This window comes from Algoriphagus marinus, from assembly GCF_001936475.1.
Lineage (GTDB): Bacteria > Bacteroidota > Bacteroidia > Cytophagales > Cyclobacteriaceae > Algoriphagus > Algoriphagus marinus.
Window position 1 is genome coordinate 138,167 of record NZ_MSPQ01000001.1, and the last position, 19,784, is coordinate 157,950.

16 protein-coding genes are annotated in these 19,784 nt (G+C 38.9%); 6 read left to right on the forward strand and 10 right to left on the reverse strand.

Annotated elements, in window-relative coordinates; translation table 11 throughout:
- Window positions 1–41: 41 nt before the first annotated feature.
- Entirely contained in the window at window positions 42–1,373 is a 1,332-nt protein-coding gene (locus BVC88_RS00530; protein ID WP_075348692.1) for an NAD(P)/FAD-dependent oxidoreductase, read from the reverse strand.
- Between the two features lie 198 nt (window positions 1,374–1,571).
- Between BVC88_RS00530 and BVC88_RS00535 the strand changes: the two genes are divergently transcribed.
- The gene (locus BVC88_RS00535; protein ID WP_075348693.1) at window positions 1,572–2,279 is read left to right on the forward strand and encodes a YebC/PmpR family DNA-binding transcriptional regulator; all 708 of its coding nucleotides are present in this window, start codon (window positions 1,572–1,574) and stop codon (window positions 2,277–2,279) included.
- Between the two features lie 21 nt (window positions 2,280–2,300).
- On the forward strand, window positions 2,301–2,867 hold the full coding sequence (gene yjjX, locus BVC88_RS00540; protein ID WP_075348694.1) for an inosine/xanthosine triphosphatase: 567 nt from the start codon (window positions 2,301–2,303) through the stop codon (window positions 2,865–2,867).
- Between the two features lie 194 nt (window positions 2,868–3,061).
- On the opposite strand, the gene BVC88_RS00545 is transcribed toward yjjX, so the two are convergent.
- Window positions 3,062–4,048 (reverse strand): NTPase, encoded by a 987-nt coding sequence (locus tag BVC88_RS00545; RefSeq protein WP_075348695.1) that lies wholly within the window; start codon window positions 4,046–4,048, stop codon window positions 3,062–3,064.
- A 69-nt stretch (window positions 4,049–4,117) separates the two neighbouring features.
- Between BVC88_RS00545 and BVC88_RS00550 the strand changes: the two genes are divergently transcribed.
- Together BVC88_RS00550 and BVC88_RS00555 are read left to right on the forward strand one after the other, a co-directional pair.
- Window positions 4,118–5,047, forward strand: a complete 930-nt coding sequence (locus BVC88_RS00550; RefSeq protein WP_075348696.1) for a M28 family peptidase — start codon at window positions 4,118–4,120, stop codon at window positions 5,045–5,047.
- A gap of 121 nt (window positions 5,048–5,168) precedes the next feature.
- A complete protein-coding gene (locus BVC88_RS00555; RefSeq protein WP_245803565.1) occupies window positions 5,169–6,896 on the forward strand; it encodes a chloride channel protein in 1,728 nt (575 codons plus the stop codon).
- Between the two features lie 443 nt (window positions 6,897–7,339).
- Here the strand turns inward: BVC88_RS00555 and mtgA are convergent, their stop codons facing one another.
- The 4 genes from mtgA to BVC88_RS00575 all read right to left on the reverse strand — a co-directional run bounded on the left by mtgA (window position 7,340) and on the right by BVC88_RS00575 (window position 12,777).
- Window positions 7,340–8,035 carry a monofunctional biosynthetic peptidoglycan transglycosylase gene (gene mtgA, locus BVC88_RS00560; protein ID WP_075348698.1) on the reverse strand — a complete coding sequence of 232 codons (696 nt, stop codon included), beginning with the start codon at window positions 8,033–8,035 and terminating at the stop codon, window positions 7,340–7,342.
- A 9-nt stretch (window positions 8,036–8,044) separates the two neighbouring features.
- Window positions 8,045–8,842 carry a class I SAM-dependent methyltransferase gene (locus BVC88_RS00565; protein ID WP_075348699.1) on the reverse strand — a complete coding sequence of 266 codons (798 nt, stop codon included), beginning with the start codon at window positions 8,840–8,842 and terminating at the stop codon, window positions 8,045–8,047.
- Window positions 8,843–9,002: 160 nt separating this feature from the next.
- Window positions 9,003–10,922 (reverse strand): DUF3857 domain-containing protein, encoded by a 1,920-nt coding sequence (locus BVC88_RS00570; protein ID WP_075348700.1) that lies wholly within the window; start codon window positions 10,920–10,922, stop codon window positions 9,003–9,005.
- On the reverse strand, window positions 10,915–12,777 hold the full coding sequence (locus tag BVC88_RS00575; protein WP_075348701.1) for a DUF3857 domain-containing protein: 1,863 nt from the start codon (window positions 12,775–12,777) through the stop codon (window positions 10,915–10,917). The genes BVC88_RS00570 and BVC88_RS00575 overlap by 8 nt, the downstream gene beginning before the upstream one ends.
- A 190-nt stretch (window positions 12,778–12,967) precedes the next feature.
- Between BVC88_RS00575 and BVC88_RS00580 the strand changes: the two genes are divergently transcribed.
- A complete protein-coding gene (locus tag BVC88_RS00580) occupies window positions 12,968–13,435 on the forward strand; it encodes a MaoC family dehydratase (protein ID WP_075348702.1) in 468 nt (155 codons plus the stop codon).
- A 65-nt stretch (window positions 13,436–13,500) separates the two neighbouring features.
- On the opposite strand, the gene BVC88_RS00585 is transcribed toward BVC88_RS00580, so the two are convergent.
- From BVC88_RS00585 to BVC88_RS00605, 4 genes are all read right to left on the reverse strand, one after another.
- Complete coding sequence (locus tag BVC88_RS00585) at window positions 13,501–15,933, reverse strand: TonB-dependent receptor domain-containing protein (protein ID WP_075349407.1); 2,433 nt, start codon at window positions 15,931–15,933, stop codon at window positions 13,501–13,503.
- Between the two features lie 205 nt (window positions 15,934–16,138).
- Window positions 16,139–16,744, reverse strand: a complete 606-nt coding sequence (locus tag BVC88_RS00595; RefSeq protein ID WP_075348704.1) for a superoxide dismutase — start codon at window positions 16,742–16,744, stop codon at window positions 16,139–16,141.
- Window positions 16,745–16,846: 102 nt separating this feature from the next.
- Window positions 16,847–17,263 carry a nucleoside deaminase gene (locus BVC88_RS00600; protein ID WP_245803566.1) on the reverse strand — a complete coding sequence of 139 codons (417 nt, stop codon included), beginning with the start codon at window positions 17,261–17,263 and terminating at the stop codon, window positions 16,847–16,849.
- A gap of 30 nt (window positions 17,264–17,293) precedes the next feature.
- The gene (locus BVC88_RS00605) at window positions 17,294–18,430 is read right to left on the reverse strand and encodes a hypothetical protein (RefSeq protein WP_075348706.1); all 1,137 of its coding nucleotides are present in this window, start codon (window positions 18,428–18,430) and stop codon (window positions 17,294–17,296) included.
- 244 nt (window positions 18,431–18,674) lie between these two features.
- On the opposite strand from BVC88_RS00605, the gene BVC88_RS00610 reads away from it, so the two are divergent.
- Complete coding sequence (locus BVC88_RS00610; protein ID WP_075348707.1) at window positions 18,675–19,784, forward strand: Na/Pi symporter; 1,110 nt, start codon at window positions 18,675–18,677, stop codon at window positions 19,782–19,784.

Sequence of the window (19,784 nt, forward strand, 5' to 3'; positions counted from 1 at the left end):
TTCTCTTAATCCCATCGCCTGAGTTATTTACTACTTAAAAATTATCTTTCCTCAATCAATTCTTTTCGCTCACTTTCCTTGACATATTTTGGCTTGATCAAGAGACGCAAACTCGGATCAAAACTGAGGTAATTCCAAGACCAGTTTAGAAATACAAACAGTCTGTTTTTCACTCCGAGAATAGCCATAAGATGAACAAACAACCAAGTTAACCAGGCAAACAAGCCCTGGAATTTGATAAAAGGAAGATCAACTACCGCGAGCGTTCTTCCGACTGTCGCCATAGATCCAAGATCTTTGTATCGAAAAGGCTTTAGATCATGATCTTTTGTAATTTGAAATAAATTTTTTGCAAGATTCTCTGCCTGTTGAAGTGCAACCTGAGCAACTTGAGGATGTCCTTTGGGATGATCATCACTCAGCATAAGACTGATATCGCCTATTGCAAAAACATTTGGAAATCCCTTGACCTCGGAATATTCATTGACGATTAATCGGCCATTTGGGGCATAGGATTCTTTGGGAAATCCTTCTATGAGATTTGGTTTGATTCCCGCAGCCCATAGCAAAGTCTGAGTCTCCAAAAAAACATCTCCTTCCAAAGTCACAATCTGCCCATCATAATCTTTGACTAGTGTCTTAAGCATCACTTCTACGCCAAGTTTCTGCAAATATTTCAGTGCATGCTCCTGGGATTCCTTAGACATGGGCGCTAATAATACAGGCCCTGCTTCAATCAGGACCACTTTCATGTTGTGAAAATTGAGTTGGGGATAGTCTTTTGGAAGGACATTATTTCGTAGCTCGGCTATGGCTCCTGCAAGTTCTACACCGGTAGGTCCACCACCAACGATGACTACATTCATCAGATGCTTCCGATGCTCTACTTTCTCAATATTGATCGCCCGCTCATAGTTGGAGATAATTTTATTTCGGATATATAAAGCCTCCGAGACAGTCTTCATCGGCGTGGCGTAGTATTCAATACTTTTATTTCCAAAGTAATTGGTATCCGCTCCCATAGCCAAGACCAGGTAATCATAATCTACAAAGCCTTCATTGGTGTACAATCTTTTCTTTTCTGAATCAAAACGACTCACCTCGGCCATCCGAAAGGTTACATTGCGGGCATGATGGAAGATTTTGCGAAGCGGAAAAGAAATTGCGCTTGGCTCCAAACCTGCTGTTGCTACTTGATAGAAAAGAGGTTGAAACTGATGGTAATTATTCTTGTCGAGAAGAATCACCTGAAAATTCTTCTTCATTAATTTTCTGGCAAGTTTCAGCCCTGCAAAACCAGCTCCGACGATAACTACTTTAGGAAAATTCGAGGAGGGTATATTTGGGATATGATGGGAGTCGGAAGAATTCATAGGAAGATATGTTTAAAAAAGTTAACGGTAAATCCTTCAACTAGGGTCTAAGAAAAGTAAGTAATTTCAGGCTGAGCCCTAAAACCCGGACCATTTGAGGTTTAGAGGAATATTTTGATGAAAAGTCATCATTGAAAAGAAGCATTTCTGCCTAAATGAAAAGATTTGCTATTTTTACCCACCAAATAAAAGAGATCCATGGGAAGAGCATTTGAGTTCAGAAAAGAACGAAAATTCAAAAGATGGGACAAAATGTCCAAGGTATTTACCCGATTGGGTAAAGAAATCGTGATGGCGGTCAAATCTGGAGGCCCAGATCCTGCTTCCAATCCAAGACTTCGGACCATCATGCAAAATGCCAAAGGTGCTCAAATGCCTAAGGATAGGATCGAAGCTGCAATCAAACGTGCCTCAAACAAAGATGAGAAAGACTTTGAAGAAATGGTGTACGAAGGCTATGGCCCCTTTGGGATCGCAGTCATTGTAGAGACCTCCACTGATAATATCAACCGAACTGTAGCCAATGTTCGAAGTTATTTTTCCAAAGCTGGTGGATCCCTTGGCACTTCAGGATCAGTAAGTTTTATGTTTGACCGCAAAGCAGTATTCAGATTTGCGAAAGGTGATTTTGATTTGGAAGAATTAGAATTCGAATTAATTGATTTCGGATTGGTGGATATCGACGAAAATGAAGGGGAAATCTTCGTTTACACCGAATTTGAAGATTTTGGAACCATGCAAAAAGCATTGGAAGAAAAAAATATAGAAATCATCAGTGCAGATTTTCAGCGTTTCCCAACTACCCTAACGGAATTGACCGAAGAGCAGGAGGAGATCATCCATAAAATGATCGAGAAAATGGAAGAGGATGATGATGTCAATCAAATATTTACCAACATGGCCTAGGCGCTAGCCAGGCCTTTTTCTATGATATTCCCAAAAAGACAAAATTTTCAGGCATCCGAAAAAGCATTAATCATTGTAGGAAGCAAAAATCCTGTCAAAATTTCCTGTACCGAATTAGCTTTTACAGAAGCCTTCAATCAAGGTTTTATTTTAAATGGAGTGAATGTCTCTTCTTTGGTATCTGATCAGCCAAGAGGAGATGAGGAAACTTTTTTAGGTGCAAAAAACAGGGCTTTAAATTCAAAATCAATCTTCCCTGAAGCAGATTATTGGGTGGGAATAGAAGGAGGAATTGCAGAAGACGCCTTAGGAATGAACGCCTTTGCTTGGGTCTATATCGAAAATAAATCTGGAAAAGCAGGCTACTCCAAAACCGGTATCTTTTACCTTCCAAAAGCAATTGCTGATTTGGTGAATTCCGGAATGGAATTGGGAGCTGCAGATGACCAGTTTTTTTCGAAAGAAAACTCCAAGCATTCCGGAGGGTCTGTTGGAATTTTAACTAACGGAGTTTTAAATCGGGAAGCATATTATCAACAAGCAATTATTTTAGCTTTGATTCCTTTTGTAAAGGAAAATTTGTATTAAGATGGCCATTTATGTAAAAAAAATTAATGAATAATAAATTATTAAAATAAAATTCTGAATTGTTTGTAAATTCTTAAATAATTATCTTCTTTAAGAAAAGATTAAAAGATAGCCTTGAAATTATAAATCTTACCTCAGTAATAGTTGCTTAAATCACCCTACCCTTAAGTAGCAGTAGACCTCCTTCCGGAGGTCTATTTTTTTAGGTTCACTAGAAAATTTTTCAAAGCTTGCCTCCAATCAGGATCAGCATCCCATTCAGGGCCTATATATAATTCATCTCTTACGAGAAGTTTGATATAGTATTTCACCACCGTTCGAGAATTAGTTTCGGAAGGTACTACTTCCAACCCCATGCTTTCCATGAGATCTGCCTCGCGCCCTTCTACTTTTACTAATAGGAATTGGACCCTATCTCTAACCAACTCTTCGTTCGTTTTAGCTTCTGTCAGCCACTCCACGGGATAAGGATATTCTTGCTTAAGGATTTCCTCAATTCCTGATTTTTGTGCGGCTTGCTCAGCTAGAATAGTTTCTTGGGATTTGCCATAATTATCATACTTGAAATAACTCAGCAGACCTGTTTGTGCAGATGCTCCTTCGATTGGAATCCCTAGTTTGAACACATCCAAATTGAGCGGATTCCGAGGGATAAACCTCTGCGTGAAAACTGCCTCTTGCGAACTTATAGATAAAAACTCAGGCACGTCAAGTACCAGTAGATTTTTAGATTTTTGTCCTTGCCCTATAGCGGCGAAATTCGCTCCAGCTTGACCATAATCATTACCAACGGCACCATAGAGATTTGTAGAAGTAATAATCGTTCCATCTCCGGAAAATTCCCCCGCATGTATACTGGTTTGTGATTTTTGCCTAGTTACCAGAATTATATTTTTGATAAGTCGAGTCTGGAATGCTTTAGCATAATCAGCTTGAATCTCCTCTGAAAGTGTGACTTGCTCCAACTCAAAATACGCTACCGGATCCGCTCCTGCCTCGACCAAACTAGTATGAACACTATCCGCCAATTGTTTCCAAGACATTGCTGGTCTGGCCCCAGGATCTGCAGATACTAAAACCACTGATTTACCGTCAAAAAAAGACTGCGGAATCGTCCCTTGTGCAAAGAGTGCTTTTGGCAAGAAGAAAGCGATTATCAATAGTAAACTCGTGAATTTCATCAATGGAAATCGTAGATTCGTTTTGGTAATTAATTTTACGAATATACATAACGCAAAATACTTCCTTAGATGGTATCACCAACCAAAGCAGTTTTAAGTTTTTTATTTGTATTTATCATCGGCTTTTCCTCGGGTCAATCGATCGATGAGCAAAAACTTCTTCAAACTATAGAATACCTCTCATCAGATAAACTTGAGGGAAGAAAAACCTTAAGCGAAGGAAATAAAGAAGCACAAGAATTTATACGTGAGGAATTTAGGTCTTTGAATCTAAGCACTCATTATGCTAAATATTTTCAGAAGTTCTCTTTTGAAAATCGGAGAGAGCGGCAAAAATATGAGGATGCCACGAATGTGGTAGCGTTTATCCCTGGCAAAGATTCCCGTAAAATTATAGTCATCACTGCTCACTATGATCATGTGGGAATCGGGCGTAAAAACTCTTCCGGAGACTCGATTTATAATGGAGCAGATGATAATGCATCAGGCACGGCTGCTTTATTAGCATTTGCCACCTATTTCAAAAAGAACCAACCTGAGCACCCGATTATTTTTGCTGCTTTGGATGGAGAGGAGATGGGCTTGCAAGGTGCAAAAGCCCTGCTGAATGACTTCCCTTTTCCCCTTGAGGATATTTTGGTAAATATCAATATGGACATGATCTCCCGAAACGAAAATGGAGAACTATATGCGTCTGGAACTTACCATAATCCTAATCTGAAACCTATTTTAGAAAACGCTTCTAAAGGATCAAACCCTGTTTTAAAGTTTGGACATGACGAACCAAATACTGGAAGGGATGATTGGACCCAATCATCAGACCATGGTCCTTTTTTCGATCAAAAGATCCCACATATTTATTTTGGAGTCGAAGATCACAAAGACTATCACAAGCCTAGCGATGAGTTTAAAAATATAGATCAGGCATTCTATGTCAATGCTACCAACTTGATTCTGAAATGTATTCTAGCTTTAGATGCCGAATTACCTAAAGAATAGCCCAAATATTTCTAATTGGGTATCATCTTGAGTACTTTAGTCAATTGTAGTTTTTAACCGGCAAAAACCTTTGGCTAAATCAGATTTCATTACTAAGCTTTTGATCTGGCGGCTCAGACACATGAGCAACCAGTCGTTTATCCTTATCCTTAGCGGGATTATTGGGATAATTTCTGGCTTAGCGGCTGTGATTTTGAAAGAATCTGTACATGCTATACAACACTTTCTCACGGAGGATTTTTATACAGAGTATGCCAATTTCCTTTATATTCTTTACCCAATTATCGGGATCACTGCAGCCTATATTGTAGGAAAATACATTTTTAAAGATGTGGGAGGCCATGGAATAGCTGATGTGCTATTTACGATTTCAAAGAAGCAGAGTATAATTCCTGCAGTAAAAACTTACAGCAGGGTATTCACCTCTGCGTTGACAGTTGGCTTTGGGGGGTCAGTTGGACTAGAGGCTCCCATGCTAGTAACAGGCTCAGCAATTGGCTCAAATGTAGGCTTGCTTGTTCATTTAAATGCCAAAAAAAGAACATTACTTATAGGTTGTGGAGCTGCAGGGGCAATTTCTGCCATCTTTGGTGCTCCAATTGGTGCGGTGATTTTTGCAATTGAGGTTATTTTGATGGAAATCAGCACAGCCTCATTTATACCTTTGTTGATAGCATCTGTGACAGGATCTCTGACTTCTATGGTGCTAATCGGAAATGACCCTGTTTTCACTTTTGATTTAGAAGGAACATTTACTGCAGGGCATATGCCTTATTATTTGCTTTTGGGAATTCTATGTGGTGTTATTTCACTTTATTTCAGCAGAGTGGTGCGGACCACTGAGCGTCTGATGGAAGGACTGGAAACCCAAGTATTAAGATTACTTTATGGAGGAGCTTTGCTAGGGTTCATGGTTTTTTTCTTTCCTCCGATTTATGGAGAGGGCTATGACACTCTAAATCTTTTGATCAACGGAAACTCAGATCAGCTCTTGGATAAAAGCCCCTTTTTCTCTTCCTCAGAAAATCCTTACTTGATCATTATTTTCCTATCATTAATTATTTTGGTTAAGCCTATTGCTTCTGCATTGACTTTGAGTGGAGGAGGAAGCGGGGGAATTTTTGCTCCTTCACTATATGTAGGAGGTATTGTGGGTTTTGTCTTCGCCTATTCAAAGAATCAGCTTGGTTTTCATATTCCTTTGCCTTTAGCCCACTTTACCTTGGTGGCTATGTGTGGTGTGATGGCAGGAGTGCAACATGCACCTTTGTCTGCGATATTTTTGATTGCTGAGATTACCGGTGGCTATGAGCTATTTGTACCTTTGATGTTTGTTTCGGCTATTTCTTACATCACCACTACCTATTTTGAAAAAGATAGTCTATATGTGATTCAATTGAAAGAAAAGGGCAGGCAGCTTCCTGAATCCAAGGATGAAGAATTGCTAGACTTAATCAGCATCACCAATGTAATCGAGCGAGATTTGCTTCCGGTTCATCCTGATTCCAAACTTGGTGACTTGATTGACTTAGTGAAAATATCCAAACGAAATATTTTCCCGGTGGTCGATGAATATGGGATTCTCCGAGGAATCATTACTCTAGATGATATCCGCGACATAATGTTTGATCGAGAAAAACAAGAAACCATTTCCATCAAGGAATTGATGCATAGTCCTCCAGAAATTCTATTGGCTACTGAAAATATGCAAAAAGCAATGGGTAAATTTGAGCTATCTGGAGCTTGGAATCTTCCTGTAATTGAAGATGGTAAATATTTAGGCTTTGTTTCAAAGTCAAGAATCTTTAATGCCTACCGGAAAAAACTCATCCGACAAAAGGAAGATTAATCGGTTTTAGAAGGAAATTTGGTCTGGGAAATTATCTACATTTTAAAACTCTTTTCATTGTTACTTTTTTGAAGTTAGCTTCCTTTATCCACAAAATCGACATTCAACCTTAGTGTTTATTTAACTGATTATTAGACACTTATTGTAGCCGTGAAGAAAAGTGTGGATAAATTATTGATTTTGTGGATAAAATTTTCTTGCTTTTTTTAATGTGCTTAATCTCGCTCTGAGAGGCGATTTTTCAATAATTTTTTCTTCATTTTGATTTATTAATTCTAGCCTAATTTCAATAGTTGTCAACTCTGAAATCAAAATAATATTTGGCTTTCTAATTTTTCATTTAAAAGAACTCCAAATCCTTTTTCAGAAATATCCTGACACAGTTTGAAAAAGTTGATGTCTAAGAATTATTCAATTTTAACACCAAAAATTAAAATTTGGGTTTATATCCCAAATCCTATTGCTGGGAGATTGTTCATTTGGCGAAGTATCCAAGCTTGTCTTCCTATGATATAAGGAGTAGGTTTGGTCGGGTTCCATCTTCGTGGATTTGGAAGAACTGCTGCGATCATGGCCGCTTGATTTCTGTTAAGTTTAGCTGCTGGCTTTTTATAATATGCCTGTGAGGCAGCCTCAATTCCATAGATTCCGTCTCCCATTTCGATTACATTGAGATATACCTCCATGATTCGTTCCTTGGACCAAATTAATTCCACCAATACCGTAAAATAGGCTTCAAGCCCCTTTCTGAGGTAGCTTCGACTTGGCCAAAGAAAAACATTTTTCACAGTCTGTTGGGTAATCGTACTTGCTCCCTTTACTCGCTTTCCCTTTTTATTATTCTCCCAAGCTTTCTCCATAGCCTCAAAATCAAATCCATTATGATCTAAGAATTTTTGATCTTCTGAAGCATAAACCGCTTGGGGAGCATTTTTCGAGATTTCTGAAAAAGGAACCCAATCTTTTTTAAGTCTAATCTCTTTCTTTTCGTCAAACGCTTGCTCAAACAATCGAATGACCATCAAAGGAGTAATGGGGACCGGCACAAAGCGGTATAGAATCGTGAAACCGATCGAGAGCAGAAAAAAATAAAGAGCCGATTTCCAAATCAATCGCCAAATCCATTTGAATAATTTCATTCCTAAAGGTTAGTTAGTCGCAAATGCCTGTACAAATTGATAGAAAAAAACAGCATTTTCATCCTTAAGCACAGAAATAAGATCACTTTCCATTTCTTCAATCTCCTTTGCGGTGATCAATCCTGCTTCAAGTAATCCTGGTGCACCACTTTTTAATAATATGGTCCAAAAATGTAACATCTTTTGAAGCTCATCAGGTTTGGACTGATCCAAATGAAAGCCACCATGGTGAATCTCAATGGATCCGAATCCTGCTTTTTTGAAAAGATTCCCTAATTGAGCTCCTACATCCGGATCTCCTCCCAAAGAGATTTGGAGCTGATTATAAGCTTCATAATATTTCCTTTGATTAGGGAGGTCTGGATATAAGTAGAAACTTGAATTAAAAACCTCCGTTGCCCAAATTTTTGCTCCTTTGGTTAAATATTTCTTTGCAGACTCGAGCACCCTGACTGGTTCTGGCATATGTTCCAATGCCCAGCAGATAAATAGGGAATCAAATTGCTCTTCCAGCTTTAAGTCTCTTGCATCCTGACAGTAAAAAGAAACTCGGTCTTCAGCAAAAGCAAGATTTTTTTTGGCTTGAGCAAGCTGTGCTTCCGAATAATCTACGCAAGTAATTCTCAATTCCGGCCAAAGTCTGAGTAGCTCCCTTGTCTGAGCCCCCACGCCTGATCCTATTTCCAACAGATTCGTGCAACCGGAGAAATCGATTCTAGAATAAATTTTCGGCGCCAGATAATTGCCTTGATCTAGGAGACGTTGCTGCTCTTCTGGGATAAATCCGTGTAAATATGCCTCTTCCATTCAGTTTTATTTTGACTAAAAATATTAAAAATAGCCTGATAAAAGAGTCTTTACTCTCCTCTATTTCTTTTTCAGGATAATCGGCTGAGAATATTTATCAGAAATACTTTCCATGATGAATTCTAAAAAGAATTATTAAGAATACCGTAAATCTTCACTTTTAAGGATTCGCTATCTTTTTTAATACTACTGGTGCTGTAAGCTTGGAAGCAACCGACTCCATGAAAAACTTCAAATCTCCATAGCTAGCTACCGGAATCAACGGTTTTCTTACTTCCAATCTAGCGGTGATTTTTAGCATGCCATCCACTTTAGTTGGGGCATAAGTGAAGGTAACATAGCCTCCTTTTATGCTTATTTGCTCCGCAAGTGGATAATCCTCTACTTCGTAGCCTTCCGGGATTATTACATTTGTATTGTATGTCTCATTGAAAGCAAACTGAAAATCTACTGGAAAAATCCGATAAGCAGCAGTGAACGGGTTTTTAGCAAAAGTGGAAAATCTCAGAGGGTTGAAAATTATCAAATCAAGATTTTCTGAATTAGGTAATACCGTTTCAAAATTAACAGTGACAAAATTCTTTTCTCTCAGGTTATTCTCAACAGTCACATTTTGAATTATCATTTCATCAGATTCATCCTTATCAAAGAATGATTCAAGAGATTCATTTCTTGACTGAAGTCTTTCAATTTGGTGAGCAGTTTGAAGGCCCAAATAGAAATTTTCACGAATAGAATTTTTTATGCTAAGTCCCTCGTTAGGATTATACTCCGTCTGAGCAAAATAAATCGTGTTTGAATTATGATTGATCATCACCGGAACAATCTTGCTTGTTTCTTTTTGCAGATGCAAACCTTCTTTGACATGCTTGTCCAGATCGACATATCCAAAAGGAGCCAGTCGGTCACTCAAATCCAAGTATTGATATTTGCCATCCAATTTTGCCAGTAAAAGAATCTCATCAAACTGGTTGAGGAAAGGAAAGTCCACCAAATCAGTCCGGCCGTAGCCTTTACTCCCAATCAGGACAGGGTCACATTCGATGCCTGCAGAGTTAAGGATTCCCATATAGGTCAGCATGAGTTCGGCTGGTGTTCCTTTTTTACTCTTCAGAAGCTGATTCATCACTTGTTCAGGATAGATCCAATCGTCTCCATCTATCACAAAATTATCTCTGAGGTAGTAATATACTTTTTGAGCTATCTCGGTTTGATTATTTCCGGTAAGCTCGATAGCTAGTGACTCTTTCTCCAAAGGATTAGATCGGTAGTATCCCTTTTCTCGATAATATCCTATCAATTCATCACCAAGAGCTGGCCAAGTTCCAAGCACATCTTCCCATTCAGAACCTTGAGCATATTTAGACAATTGGAATTCCACACGATCAAAATAGTCCCGATAGTTTTTCATATAGGGCTCTTCCTGAAAAGCATATAGGTTTCGAAGTGTCCAGCCATAAGTCCCATTACTTTCTGTTTTCTCACCTTTATTCAGCAGGTTTTCACCTTGGCTAAGCATCCTATATTGAAGACCTGCGGTCATAGTAATCTGATAATGTGAATACAGGGTAGGAATATTATTCTGGAAAGTCCAGCCATCAATGAACGTGATTGACTTATCTGTTTCTTTATAAGTATACTCTAATATAGAACCCACCTGCACCTTGGGAAAAGTAATCCGCATCTCTCGGTACCCATTATCCAGGCTAACGTCAAAGATTGACTCCTTGGGAACTTCAGTGACCTCTGCTTTTCCATCTACATAGTTAATAGTTTGAGCTTTGATACCACTGATTTCTTCGATTCGCTTTTCTCCTGAATAATAACGGATCCGAAGATCTGCGTATGACTTCCCCTCTTCAGCCAGAATTTTCATTCTTCCGAAATGCGTAGTCTCGAAGACATTTCCAAAAAATCTGGACTCTCCATTTTTGAGCAAAAAAACTGCATTTGCGTCTGGCTCGTAAGAGACACTTATTAAATCAATCTCATTAGAATTGGCTTTACCAAACTTTGGTGTTTGGCCAAGGGCCGCAAATGAAATAATACTTAAGAAACAAAGGATAATCCGCTTATTCATTATAACTGCTGGTAGTGGGTTTAGTAAAGAAATAGGTCTTGGAAGTAACTGAATTGATCTTTTTCAGCAGTTCACTCTTGACTTCTTCGTCGGTATTTTCAGGAATCTGAATAGCAATAGTTCTGGATATTTTTAATGTTTTTCCATCAAGCGAGTGTTTCACACTTATGGTTCCAAAATCATCTTGGTAGTTCAAATCATCCAGCAAATCATCCGATTTGAAAACCTCAGGCAGCTCTATCAAATATTCATCATCTTGGTACAGACTATTATTGGTAAGCTGATCTTCTGAGATTTTTTTGATAAAAGACTTAAGGATAACTCGCTTTGCAGTCGTTTGGACAAATTTCTGCACAATTCCATCATACCTTAACTCCGCCATGGGCAGAGAGTCCAATCGATCTGTTTCCAAAGAATAATTCTGAATGATCAACCCTGAGACTGGAGAATTCTGATTGAAATAGTCCCGCTGTTGGCGCGTATCAAGTGCAGATTTAATACTCAGCATTTTCTCGGCAATATTTCCTTCCATTTTAACCTTCGAACTGAGTTCAGCATTTCCCTGTGCGTCAATTTTGAATTCGTAAAACCCAGATATCCGATTCCATTCAGGATTATTATACATCGGGGTTTTGGTCAAATATCCCCCGGTGGGAGTCGTGACCAGTACATGTCGGTTTTTGGTGAAATCTCCCAAATAGCCTGCAGGAAGTAATGAAGAAGTACATTCAAGCCATACCGGATTTGGAGAATTCGGCATTGGGACTTGAAGAATCACATGATTAAACTGCTGAGAAGGTAGGTCAATGACAATATCTTCAGCATCCACTCCTGCACGGACTAGCGCTGGATAAGAGCTGATTCCAACAGCTTCAAGCATAGCTTTCATTAAATTTGTCAGGCCCTTACAGTCACCATACGAAGAGCTGATCACCTCTTTGGCAGTCATAGTCTGCCAACCTCCAATTCCTAGTTGTATACTTACATACCGGAAGTTTTTTTGCAGGTAGTCATATAAGATTTTTGTCTTTTCGTAGGGATCATCGGTGTGCGCCACCATCTGAATCACTTTTGATTCAAAATCTGACGGCAAAGCTCCCCTTCCCTTATTGAGTTCATATTGCCAAGCTGCAAGACCGGACCAATCATCCATTTTTCCCACATAGTTTTCCAGGGCGAAAGAGACTGGGGCCAAGAGAACTCGATGATCAAGCTTATTATCAAAATCCGGGGCTTGCACTGGCAGATCCTTTTCTTTCCAAATGATAACTCTTTCATCTCCGGATTGAAATTCCTCTTTGGTCCCCAAGAGATTCAATTCTTTGTATCGAATTCCCAAATGCTCGGGATAAACCACAGTTAAACTTGATTCCTTAAGTTTTTGATTAGCTCTAGAAACAGGAATCCAAGTAGGTATGAAAAAATTAGACTTAGATTTTGTGACTGTTTTGATTGTTACCTCAATTGGAAATTTGGCAGTTTTAAGCTCATAATATTTTCTTCGATCATCATCAAATATGGATGAATAGGAATAAACAGCGGCATCCTCCATATCTCGAAGCTTTGCTTTTTCCAACGTTTTTTTGGTCGCAGGATCAATTACTTCCAGTTCAAATGATTCTATTTGGTTCAGCTTGTCATAAAATAGGGAGGTCCTTGCATGCGCTAGTCCTTCTGATGAATGTATTATCAGTTTTCGCTCAACCTGATGAATAACCTCAAAAGAAGCTGTAATATTAATCCATTGGTTTTCATACAGATCTGAATACACTGGTAGTTCTTTTACTACAGGTAGACTATCAATTGGGCTATAAGAAAATAGGAATAGGGTAACCCCAATCGATAGCAAATTCATTTTCAAGGTATTGGTCTAGATTCGAAAATTAAACGAAAGATTTGAAAAACTAAGAGGGTGGGTTAAAATTATTTTTGCCTTTCTTAAATTGTAATTTGGTGTAAGAAATTTGAATCCTATTACTAATTTTTTGACTTGTAAATTCGAAATAATCTTGCCTAATTTGGTTTTTTACCAAATAAAATATTAGATGCCGCCAGTTATCATAGGAAGCTTTTCCGATTTCGAAAAATTCAATGGCCAGGAACTAGGAGCCTCAGATTATTTCCAAATTACCCAATCACAAATCAATCTCTTTGCAGAAGCCACTCACGATCACCAGTGGATTCACACTGACCCGGAGCGCGCTAAAGCAGAAGGTGCTTTTGGAAATACTATTGCGCATGGATATTTGACATTAAGTATCGTGCCTTTCCTCTGGGAGCAAATTGTGGATGTCCGAAATCTGAAAATGATGATCAACTACGGCATCGAATCTCTTCGGTTCGCAAATCCGGTATTGGTAGATAGTGAGGTTCGATTGGTTGCCAAACTCAAGTCTATAGTAAATCTCCGAGGAACCGTAAAAGCAGAAGTTGAAGTCAAACTCGAAATTAAGGGTGAAAAGAAACCAGCCTTCTCTGGTGTGCTGATTTTTCTTTACCACTTCAATTCATAAAAATGCAACTAGAATAAGAAAGGCGAAGTGTTCACTTCGCCTTTCTTTTTTCCTGATATTCTGGTTTAGTTTAATCGATTTCGCTCTTCTGTACTTCCAGAGTTGCTATTTACCCGGAAGCTATCACCTTTTGCGAAGCGGTATCGTAGTGTAAATCGAATTCCCTGATTACTTCGGTATTGTCTGAATGAAGTATCGATATCAGCAAAGTCAACCTTAGCTTTGATTACTTGGGTTCGGAAAAGATCAGTTCCATTCACTGCAATGGTTAACTTATCTTTCATGATGGTTTTGGTCACTCCCGCATCCACCCAGCCGAAGCCTTCGATTGAACCTTGTCCCCAGATTTGCGGTCCAAGATACATTCCCATTAATTCTACTTTGAACCCTTTAGGCAAAGTGAAATTATGCTGGGATCTCACCATAAAAGAAGTCTGAGCATTATCCAGGTAATCATCTCCAATCTGAGACTTGAATCGGTTGTAATTTACCTGAACCATATTTGAGGTTCCCCACCATTCTTTAATCTGTACAGGTACGATCGCCCGGAAATTTGCATTCCTTGTTTTGTCAAAATTATCCGTAAATGTGGTCGTGGTACGGTCTTCCTGATCTTGAATGAAGACTTGCATAAATGCATCCTGAGTCTCCGAATAGCCGACTGTGAATTGATACATTCCTTTTACCACATGATTCATTTCAAAGTTGTTTGAATACTGCGGCTTCAGATTTGGGTTACCACGCTCAGAAGTCAAAGGGTCTATGTAATAGACAAATGGATTTAGCAATCTGTAATTTGGCCTGGTGATCCGCCGATTTGCAGTGTATACAATCTGGTAGTTTTCACTGACTTGATGCTGAATAAATGCACTTGGAAAGAGATTGAAATAATTTTGCGTATTCAGCTGATTTAGTGTCACAGAATTTCCTTCTATATCAGAGTATTCGCCTCTTAGGCCTGCCTGAAATGAAACTTTCTCCGAAAACTTTCCTTTATACGAAGCATAGGCAGCAAGAACATTTTCATGGTAGATAAATTGATTGCTGCTTGGATCCGGCTCAAAAGGCCCATCTTCATTTGACCTGCTGAGGTCTAGATTATTATCTGATTTCACCCAAGATCCTTTCAATCCTGTTTCAAAAGTGCTTCCATTTTTCAAAGGTTTTACAAAGTCCACTTTGGCAGTGAATATATTGTAGTACATATCATTCAGTGTCAAAATTCGATCTTGGATTCCCCCATTCTGGTCTTGACCCATCCAAGTTAAATTGGTCAAAAGTGACTCGCTATCGGAATTCATTCGCGTAAAATCAACATCGGAAGTAATCTTTGTACCCAAAGTATCCAGCTTTCCTTCATAATGGATATTTCCAAAAATCCGGTCGCTATGACCATTGGCATTATTATCTGAATCCAAATAGCTGTTTTCAGTCATTGCTGGACTCGTGATTTCCGTGGATGATCTATTCGTGTTAAGATCATTGGAATTTGATACTTGCACATTCAAACCCAAGTTGTGATTTTCATTGATTTCATAATTCGCCGCTCCGCTGAAAAACAGGTTCTTGTCTCTTTGCTTGATTCTTGATTCCTGGCTGAAATTGGATATGCCTTCAGGAAGAGTAAAATTTCGCTCGATTTCCAAATCGTTGTAGATCGCGTATTCATTATAGTTCAGATTGGCATTTGTAGTCCACTTTCCCTGTTTTACGTTGAGTGCTATTCCTCCGATCGGAGCCCATAGGCCATTGTACTGTCCTCCAGCTTGGATGTTCCCAAAAACTCCATCCACCGAATTCTTTTTCAAAATAATATTAATCACTCCTGCAGAACCCTCCGCATCAAATCGGGCTGAGGGATTGTTGATCACTTCCAGGCTTTTGATATTATCAGCTGGCATCGCTCTAAGGAAATTGGCAAGATCTGTGGCGCTCATGTAGGTTTGACGATCATTGATCATCACCACTACTCCAGAACGCCCATTAAGATTGATAATTCCATCCTGATCTACATAGATTCCAGGAGATCTACCGATCACATCGAGGACATTTGATCCTTCTGCCATTACGGTACCCTCCACATTCACGATAGTTTTATCAGGTTCTATGATGATTTCAGGCCTTGTGGATTGAACAGTCACCTCGCTCAGACCTGTCATTTCATCCTCGATAGAGATAGTTCCCATTTCTTTGATCAAGCCAGAGACCAATTCAAATGAATCAGACTCAAATGACTTAAAGCCAATCGAAGAAATTACAAGTTTGACGTTTCCGGTTTTTATAGTTTCGATTAGAAACTCCCCCGCTTCGTTGGAGACGGTTCCATCTACTAATCCCCCTGCACTTACATTGATCAAGGCAATATTAGCAAAGGGAACGGCTACCCCTTTTTGATCTAATACTTTTCCGGAGATTTTACTTACTTCTTTTGCAGCTAGAGTGCTTATCCCTAGCATGTAGATTAAGAAGGTGAAAAAAATAATGTTGGTAGTTTTCATTTTAATGCTGGTTGGTTTTGTTTTCAGTCCAACCAATGAAAAGAAAATGCCAAGGAATAAAATCTGCTCAAAATCACCAAAAACGAGGTTTTATTAATTCTTTGAAAAAAAACTGTCCCGATAGCGTACACTTTTTGCGTTCGGTTTTAAAACAAAAAATCCCCAGACCTTTCGGAATGGGGATCTTATCAGTAATGATTAAGTATTACTTCGCTGCTGCGTAGTTTTTACTCACCTCATCCCAATTAACAATATTCCAGAATGAAGCAATGTAATCTGGGCGTCTATTTTGGTAATGAAGGTAGTATGCATGCTCCCATACGTCTAATCCCATGATTGGAGTACCAGGGCACTCAGCAATGTCCATAAGAGGATTATCTTGATTTGGAGAAGAACATACACAAAGTTCTTTTTTAGTATCTACACAAAGCCAAGCCCATCCAGAACCAAATCTGGTTGCAGCAGCTTTGTTAAAAGTCTCTTTGAAAGCATCAAATGATCCGAATTTTGCATCAATAGCTGCTGCTAACTCTCCAGTGGGAGCTCCTCCTCCATTTGGAGATAGAATAGTCCAGAATAGGCTGTGATTGTAATGTCCACCACCGTTATTTCTTACTGCGGTATTTGAACCTGCAACTTTTAAAAGTTCGATAAGGGATTTTCCTTCGAGATCAGTTCCCGCAATAGCATTATTCAAATTGGTCACATAACCATTATGATGCTTGCCATGGTGGATCTCCATTGTTCTAGTATCAATATTTGGTTCTAATGCATTTGTTGCATAAGGAAGAGCTGGTAATTCAAAAGCCATTTTCTTAAAATTTAAAGGTTATACAATGAGTTAAAATGATTCAAATAATCTGTTTCAAAACCCCCTTCGCATTAAAAAGGTTCTGTAAGAAAGAAATTCCTTTTATTCTCTAAGCTTTTTAAAAAAATTATTCAACAGCAACTCCGCTTCTTGAGCAAGGGTTCCGGCAAATATTTTAGTCTTTGGATGTAAGATTGAAGGCTCAGCTTTCATGCATCCTCTTTTCGGATCGGATGTAGCATAGTGGATTTCTCCAATTTGGGACCAAAACAATGCTCCTCCACACATCATACAGGGTTCCAAAGTGACATAAAGCTTGCAATCAATCAGATATTTAGCTCCCAGGAAATTTGCAGCCGAAGTAATAGCAATCATTTCTGCATGCGCAGTTACATCATTCAATCGCTCTGTCTGATTATAGCCTTTGGCGATAATTCGATTTTTGGATACAATCACTGCACCTACGGGGATTTCGCCCTCATCAAAAGCATACTGAGCCTGCTTTAAGGCCTCATTCATGAAATATTCATGGCTGAAAAGCTCCAATGATTAAAAATTTAGCATTTCGATAATCTCATTTCTCACGCCTTCATTGATCACTACTGCTAGGATCAAAGACACCAAAAGACCTATAAATGCTTTTACCACATCATTCTTAGCTAGTCGATACGCTCGAGTCACCAATTCTTTTCGCTTTTTCTCTTTCCCAACTTTCCCTAATGCAATCGCCAACTCTCTACCTCCAAGCAATCCAATAAAGACCCAGGTAGTACTCATTGGTACATTGCTGTAGATCTTGAAATAAAACAAAATAATAGCGTAGACAAAGTCCACAATAGTAGCTGCTCGTACGTCCGTTACATTGGATTTCTCATTGACAATCCCCTGGATTTTATCTCCTTTCACATAAAAGAGGAAACCAATCCCAACAAATACAAAACCTGCATAGACAATGAATTCCACCACGGACAATTGCCTAGGGAGAAATACTGCAATGTTAGCGGCATCCTGCATGATCCAAACTGCCCAGAGTGTACCAGAAGTGATCCATTGGAGGACTGTCCAATAAGGCTTAGCCTCACCTTTGAGGTAATCTTTCACCAAGCGCTCGATCGCATACCAGACGATAATGGCTACAAAAAAAGCTAGGAGGTACCCCAAAAAGCTTTTCTTCATTACCTCTAAGATTGTCCCAGCTTTATAGGTGAATACATTCAAAAGCAGGAAAGTCGTCGATACAGGCATTCTAAGCCTGGTCATAATCAATAACACAATCGGAGCTGCAAGCTGAAGAAATACAAAACTCTCCGGTGCTTTCTCCAATCCGGGAACGCTAAGACGCTGATAACTCACATCTCCATTAAAGGCAAACCAGCTGTAAGTCACTGTCCCAACGAAGATCAAACCCATAAATAACCAAAGCCAGTACCATTTCCTGTTTTGATTAGATGCGATGAAAGTACCAATCGTTTGAATACTGTCATTAGCAATGGCAGAATAGGCTGCTAAAGCAAACCCAAACCACATGGCAGCATAGGTATAGGATGTAATGAGGCCAGCGATGGATACCAGAATACAAATCACTATCAGGAATGGCTTTTCCTTCTTAGTGAAATCAAAAAGTGAATAAGCACTTTTGGAGAGCTTATCTTGATTAATGTTTTGGTCTATTGTTTTTTTGGCCATTGGGTGGCTATTGTTCGGTGGTCAAAATTAAAGAAGATAATCTGGCCTGCCATATTAACAAATTGTTAAGGAACCGCAATTTCAGACTAAATGGTTTGTGTAATCTTGTTTTCCGCAAAAAAATTTCAACTTTTGCTCAATGTTTTAGTGAAAATTTGGGTTTTCCTTCTAGTTTTTATCAAAAGAGTAAATAAACTCTGAAAATTACCCTTAACCGAAAACAAAAATATATTTATTCCAACGCATGGAAACCATCGAATTGCAAAAGAAAAAGCAAAGTAAGATCAAAAGCTATCTCATTATGCTTTTGGCTTTGCTCCTTTTCATTTTTGCAATCGACCTACTCACAGTAGCCATGAGTCAGCTGAATAATGATGTAGCTGAAAACATTTTATCTGCAACTAGGAATCCCTTCGTCAGTCTATTTATCGGTCTGCTGATGACTGCACTGATCCAAAGCAGCTCTACAGTGACAGCAAGTATAGTAGCAGTAGTGGCAGCCGGAAACCTAACACTGGAACAAGCAGTCCCTATGGTCATGGGTGCCAATATAGGTACTACACTGACCTCTACTTTGGTATCACTTTCCTACATCATGAACCGAAAACAGTTCAAGAGGGCGCTTTCGGCGGGAATTTTACACGATATATTCAACATTTTCACAGTTCTCATTTTATTACCACTGGAGATATCTTTTGGATTTCTGTCCAAAATGGCCTTATCTATAGCTCATATTTTTGCTCCCGATGAAAACTATATGGGTCCGATAGTATACAATAAGGTATTTACAAGACCCTTGACCGAATGGATTACTGAGACGATCAATATTCCATTTCTCACCATGCTGCTTGCCATATTCATGGTATTCGGGGCGATCAAATTACTTTCTACCTCCGTCTATCGAGCATTTGTGGTGGATTCCTTCAAGGAGATCAACAATTTCATTTTCAAAAATCCATATTTGGCATTTATCTATGGTACTTTTTTTACTGCTGCCGTACAATCAAGCACTGTGACCACATCTTTGGTTGTGCCACTGGTTGCCAATAAAAAAGTTTCGCTTCCAAAATCATTTCCTTTTATCATCGGTGCGAATATCGGAACTACGATCACTGCGGCCATTGCGGCTATCTACAAAACTGAAGCAGCAATCGCTTTAGCATTGGTACATTTTCTTTTCAATGTTTTTGGAGCAATGATCTTTTTACCCTTTCCTGTGATTAGAAGGATTCCGGTTAGACTAGCTTCTTGGATGGGCAAAAAGTCTGTAGAAAGCAGATTTATAGGCTTTGCTTACATCTTGCTCACCTTTTTTATCATTCCTTTTTTGCTAATCTATTTAAGCAAAGATTAA